The organism is Rhodopila sp. (assembly GCF_035548235.1).
Classification (GTDB): Bacteria; Pseudomonadota; Alphaproteobacteria; order Acetobacterales; family Acetobacteraceae; genus Rhodopila.
This window is the reverse complement of the sequence record NZ_DASZTJ010000277.1, coordinates 1-5,579: the sequence shown is the minus strand read 5'-3', so window position 1 is coordinate 5,579 and position 5,579 is coordinate 1. Positions and strand designations below refer to the sequence as shown.

General features: G+C 65.0%; 5 protein-coding genes. 4 read left to right on the top strand and 1 reads right to left on the bottom strand.

The annotated features are described in order from the left end of the window. From VHB27_RS22390 to VHB27_RS22380, 3 genes are all read left to right on the top strand, one after another. A partial coding sequence (locus VHB27_RS22390; protein ID WP_325604770.1) for a hypothetical protein occupies window positions 1-185 on the top strand: 185 nt, incomplete at its 5' end. Further along, window positions 182-2,176 carry a cation-translocating P-type ATPase gene (locus VHB27_RS22385; protein WP_325604768.1) on the top strand — a complete coding sequence of 665 codons (1,995 nt, stop codon included), beginning with the start codon at window positions 182-184 and terminating at the stop codon, window positions 2,174-2,176. The genes VHB27_RS22390 and VHB27_RS22385, both read left to right, overlap by 4 nt. Continuing rightward, on the top strand, window positions 2,173-2,739 hold the full coding sequence (locus VHB27_RS22380; protein ID WP_325604766.1) for a hypothetical protein: 567 nt from the start codon (window positions 2,173-2,175) through the stop codon (window positions 2,737-2,739). The genes VHB27_RS22385 and VHB27_RS22380 overlap by 4 nt, the downstream gene beginning before the upstream one ends. A gap of 78 nt (window positions 2,740-2,817) precedes the next feature. Here VHB27_RS22380 and mutL read toward each other — a convergent pair whose 3' ends face one another. After that, window positions 2,818-4,713, bottom strand: a complete 1,896-nt coding sequence (gene mutL, locus VHB27_RS22375; protein WP_325604764.1) for a DNA mismatch repair endonuclease MutL — start codon at window positions 4,711-4,713, stop codon at window positions 2,818-2,820. A gap of 400 nt (window positions 4,714-5,113) precedes the next feature. Between mutL and VHB27_RS22370 the strand changes: the two genes are divergently transcribed. Further along, complete coding sequence (locus tag VHB27_RS22370) at window positions 5,114-5,335, top strand: hypothetical protein (RefSeq protein WP_325604762.1); 222 nt, start codon at window positions 5,114-5,116, stop codon at window positions 5,333-5,335. Window positions 5,336-5,579 lie beyond the last annotated feature (244 nt).

Below are 5,579 nucleotides of genomic sequence, written 5' to 3'. Positions count from 1 at the left end.
TCGCCAAGGCCGAGACCGCCGACGTCGGCGTGCTACACGCACAGATGACGCCAATCAACCGCGACAGCCTGATGGCGCAGTACTACCGTGACCGTATCGGCCCGATCATGCAGAAGATCGGAAACGTCACCACAGTCGATCCGAATAGCCAGCAATCCGTCATCATTCAGGGTCCCGAACCATGAGCGCCTCGACCGCCGACGCCCTTTCGGACTATGACGCCAGCGCCCCCCTGACCCGGTCGACGACCCGGTGGGCGCTGGGAGCACGGCTGTTCCTGTCGATGATGGCGGCGGGGCTGCTGTGTGTGGCGGTGATCTGGCACGTGGCGTTACCGGACCAGGACTACCTGGCGCAACTGGTCGCCGGCGCCGCAGCCGTGCTGGTGGCCATCCCGGTCCTGACCGCCGCCTGGAATAGCATCGTGCACCCCAGCTTGCACGGCATGACCGACTTGCTGGTTGGCATCGCCTTGGTCGCCGCCTGGGCAACCGGCGACCTGATGACCGCCGCTTTGCTACCGATCGTCATGATCATCGGCCATGTGCTGGAGGAGCGCAGCCTGCTGGGATCCCGCGAGGCGATCCGGGCCATGAGCCGACTGGTGTCCACGGTGACACGGCGGGTGGAATCGGACGGCAGCGTCCGCGAGGTGCCGACAGGTCATATCCGCATCGGCGACCTGATCGATCTGCGGCCCGGCGATCGCGTACCGGTCGACGGCATAGTCGCCCAGGGCCGGTCCAGCCTGGACACGGCGTCCTTGACCGGCGAGTCGGCCCCCGCCGAGGTGCAGGAAGACGAACCGATCCTCGCCGGCTCGATCAATCTGGACGGCCATCTACGCGTGCAGGTCAGCCGGGTGGGCAACGAAACCACGCTGGGCAAGATCATCGCGCTGATGGAGACGGCGGAGCAGGCCAAGCCGCCAGTGACACGGCTGCTGGAGCAATATGCCGGGCCTTATATCAGTCTGGTGCTGCTGATCGCCGGCGCGGCCTGGCTGGTCACGCAATCGTCCGAGGCGATGCTCGCGGTGCTGGTGGCATCCTGTCCCTGTGCGCTGGTGCTCGCCGCGCCCGCCACCGCCGTTGCCGCTATCGCCGTCGCCGCTCGGCATGGAATCCTGATCAAAGGATCGGCGTTTCTAGAGCATGCCGCCGACGTCAGCTCCGTGATGTTCGACAAGACCGGAACCATCACCCGCGGCGAGTTGTCGTTGCTGCGGATCGAAGGAACCGAGGACACCGTCGGTATCGTCGCCCTGGCCGCGGCCCTGGGCAGCCACAGCTCCCACCCGGTCAGCCGCAGTCTGGCCCGGCTGGGTGGGCCGAACATGGGCGAGGCAGTAACCGAGGTGCAAGAGGTCGGCGGACTGGGCGTCACTGGGATTGAGAAAAGCCTCCGCGTGGCGCTGGGACGGCAGGAGCTGTTTGACCGGTTGGGCATCATTACGACGCCGCAGCCTGACCACGATGGGCCGATCGTCGGGGTAAGCCGCGGCCAGAACTTCCTGGGCTGGATGCTATTGTCGGACGAGCCGCGCCCGGAAGCAATGGCTGCAGTGGCGGAACTGCGGTCCCTGGGCCTGCAGCGCCAGGTGCTGCTGACCGGCGACCGTGCGCGCGTGGCCCGACGGATCGGCGAGGCGCTGGGGCTGACCGAAATCCACGCTGAAGCGCTGCCGGAAGAGAAGATGCGGCGAGTGCTGCAAGAGGTGGAAAACGGGCACCGGCCTTTGGTGGTCGGCGACGGCATCAACGACAGTCTGGCGCTGAAAGTGGGCGCGGTGGGCGTTGCCATGGGTGCCCAGGGCACCGATGTGGCCTTGGCCTCGGCGGATATCGTCCTGATGACCAGCGACCTGCGCCGGCTCGCAACCTGCCTGCGGCTCAGCCGCCGGTGCCGGCGCACAATCCACGTCAACGTCGGTATCGGCCTGGGATGGACCATAATCCTGGTTGCATTGGCGGGCACCGGCATGCTGGGCATCAACGGCGCGATCGTCGCCGCGGTGTTCCATAACATGAGCACCTTGCTGGGCATGGCGAATGCCGGATGCCTCCTGCGGTTCGATGAGATGTCGACACAGCGGGTACCGGAGACGGCGCCAATCTGGCGGGCCACGGCAGCCGGAGCGGCACCGAACGCTCTCACCTCGGAGATATCGACATGAGACGCCTTCTGCTGCTCATCTGCGGCGTTTCCGCCTTGGCGATCGGAGGTGAGTTCTGGTCCAGAGCCGGACAGGATACGCAGTCCACGGTACCGGTGAACTCCGATCCAGCACGGGCGACGCTGCCCCCGACCAAAGCGACTCCGTCGGCCGCCGGCGGATCGGTTGGCGTTTGGGTCGACACGGCACTGGCGCGTCCGCTCTTCGCGGCCGACCGGCGGCCGATTCCGGGCTTCGCTGCAACCAATGCCGGAATGCCGCGACTATCCGGTGTGATCGCCTCGCCAGTGGACACGGTAGCGATCTTTCAGGTCGCCGGCGCAGCGAAACCGGTCGCCGCGCGCGGGGGAGACCGGATCGGAGACTGGCTGGTCACGGCAATCAGTTCCGATTTCGTGACATTAAAAAAAGGCGATTCCAGCAAGATGCTGCGGCTGGCGTTCGAGAATCTGACCCCTACGGCCCAGCCTGAGCACAACAATGCGGCGCCGTCCCGCTGGGTGACGGCCGCCGCCAGCGGAATCCTGCGCAACCGGTGGTCCAATCCACATTTGCAACCGTAAGTGGATGACGCCATGAAGAATGGGGGTTTCTTCAGTCCTGCCGAGCACAGCTGATTGCCCGCGATCGTCCCCGCCGTATCAACGGCGCCCGAACAGCCGTTCGATGTCCGCTTTCGAAAATTTCAATACCGTCGGCCGACCATGGCTGCAGGTCGCGGCTCGTGGCGTTGCCTCCATCCGGCGCAGCAGTGCGCTCATCTCATCGACTCCCAGCCGCCGCCCGGCGCGGATGCTGCCATGGCATGCGAGGCGTGCGATAACCGCGTCCAATCGGGCGGAGAGTGTCGTCTGTGTGTCGTCCTCAGCGAACTCGTCGGCGAGGTCGCGCAGCAGCGGCCCAGGTTCAGGTGTGCCGAGGGGAGCGGGAAGCGCGCGCACCATCACCGCGCCAGCGCCGAAAGATTCCAGCTCCAGGCCAAGCAGCGCGAGTTCATCGGCATGGTCCATCAAGCGGGCGGCATCGGCCGGTCGCAAATCGACGACCGCCGGGATCAGCAGCGACTGGGCACGCACGCCGCCATCCAGCATCTGTGTCTGGATGGCTTCATGCGTCAGGCGTTCATGCGCGGCGTGCTGGTCGACCAGCACCAGCGACCCGTCGGTAGCGACAGCGATGATGTAGGTGTCCAGCACCTGTGCGACGGGGGCCCCCAATGGGTGATCGGCGTCCGGTTCGGGGGCGGCGATGCGGCGCGCGGTCGGGGCATCAAGGATCGGCAATGACGTCTCCGCCATCTCCGGCTGACGCCGGGGCATGGCCGTTAGCGCCGGAGGCGGCGGATGATCGGACCAGGGATAGCGTGGTTCGTCACCGGACCCAACGGGGGTCGAAGCCGGCGGACGCAAGGCGGAAGACCAGTGGATGGATGCATGCAACCCCATCGGATGCGATCCGCCAAAGCCGAGCATCGGCGCAATCTGGCCGACGCCCACCCCCAAGCCGGAGCGGATCGCGCCGATCACGAGGCCGCGGACCTGATTGGGGTCACGGAACCGAACCTCCGTCTTGGCAGGGTGGACGTTCACGTCGACTTCCTCGGGCAGAATCTCGAGGGAGAGCGCAACGATCGGATGCCGGCCAGCCGCGATGACGTCGCGATAAGCTACGCGCACCGCCGTCCGCAGCACGGAATCCGCCACCGGCCGGCGGTTCACCGTCAGCATCTGCGCAGAGACCGCCGCGCGCGTCACCGATGGCGCGCAGACATAACCCTCGACACGGCACCCGCCCCGTTCGGCCTGAACCGGCAGCAGCACCGCGGCAGCGTCCACTCCGACTAGCGCGGCAATCCGTGCCAGCGGTGGCTGCGCCGGCAGGTCGAACACAGTGCGGCCGTCGATCTCCAGTCGGAACGCCACATCTGGCGCGGCGGCGGCGAGGCGGCGGACCACAGCTTCGACCTGGTCGGCCTCATAGCGGGGGGATTTGAGGAATTTCCGCCGGACCGGCGTCGCGAAGAACAGGTCCCGGACGGTGACGCGCGTGCCGGGCACGCCGGCTACGGGCGCGACCGGGCCGACCGAACCACCATCCACGCTGATCATGCTGGCATGATGCTCCTCCTGGGAAGCGGCCCCGTGCGGACGGGAGACAATCGCCAGCCGGGCCACCGCGCCGATCGACGGCAAGGCCTCGCCACGGAAACCCAGAGTGGTGATTCGGACCAGCGACTCGTCCGTCAGCTTAGAGGTCGCGTGGCGCAGCACCGCCAGCCCGAGTTCTTCGGGGGACATGCCGGCGCCATTGTCGATCACCTCCAACCGGTCGATTCCGCCCCCTTCAAGACTAATCGCGACCCGCGTCGCACCGGCGTCGAGCGCGTTCTCGATCAACTCCTTCGCCGCCGCGGCCGGCCGCTCGATCACCTCGCCGGCAGCAATGCGGTTGACCGTGGTTTCCGAAAGGAGCCGGATGCGAGATAGCAACGGAATGGCCTGCACAGGGACTGAAGTATTGCGCCCATACAGCCGCATCTACCCTAGTAGGCTGAACAAGCCTTGTTACTATAGCGCGGCCAGCCAAGTCATTGCCAGGGGGAATCCCCAAATGCAGAAGGGGAGAGGCGTCACCGACCGCATGCCAAGTATGGCGGCCGCCTTGCCGTAGCAAAAATCGCTTTCGGCCAGGAACGACAGCATCGATTGGCTGCAAAGCGAGGATATATCGGCTCCGATAGACTCGTCCCTGCCTTTGCCCCGAAGGCTCGTGGCCCACTTAGTCGAGACAGCATGGCCGTTCTCTGTGCCCTGACGTTTAAGCAAATGGCCAACTGGACTACACTGATGCGATTTTCCAGCGTCGGGTGGACACGGATTCCAGACAGATGACCGCTCATGATGTAGCCGTCCCGGGCGGGCTGATGATGACATGAAGATGAGAAAGGAGCGCGCGACATCGCCTGCGAGTGAGGCGACTCCAGCTGGCTCTTTCATCAAATATCTTTGTGCAATCCTCGGTTTCTCAATCGAAGAAGCCAGGGATCTCCAGCTGAAGGCGCCCAACCTCAGTTGGCTGCGCCGCTTCGATTTCATTGCCATGCAGAAGGTCTCGATAGTGCTGTCCACCCCCCGCCCGGATCAGCACAAAGGCTTTTAAAGATCGCACTGATTGGCTTTGATTTCACACTCTCGCCGCCTTCGTCACCTCAAAGAGAAACACTTAGATCAGCTCCCGCAAGACTCTGTCCACCGAAACGGTGTTAGATTTGCGTTGCCAAGGCGGAGAAAGACGGATAGCGACTTCGAGCCCCAACGATGAACACGGCAGCGGATCTGCCACCCGATCACGAGAGAAAGAAGCTTTCGAGCCGGCTTAGCCATAAGCTGCGACCGGACCAAAG

What these genes read in the sequence shown, in the direction of transcription:
- VHB27_RS22370 (WP_325604762.1), top strand. Translation starts at nt 5,114, where the DNA reads ATGAGAAAGGAGCGCGCGACATCGCCTGCGAGTGAGGCGACTCCAGCT.
- VHB27_RS22380 (WP_325604766.1), top strand. Translation starts at nt 2,173, where the DNA reads ATGAGACGCCTTCTGCTGCTCATCTGCGGCGTTTCCGCCTTGGCGATC.
- mutL (WP_325604764.1), bottom strand. Translation starts at nt 4,713, where the DNA reads ATGCGGCTGTATGGGCGCAATACTTCAGTCCCTGTGCAGGCCATTCCG.
- VHB27_RS22385 (WP_325604768.1), top strand. Translation starts at nt 182, where the DNA reads ATGAGCGCCTCGACCGCCGACGCCCTTTCGGACTATGACGCCAGCGCC.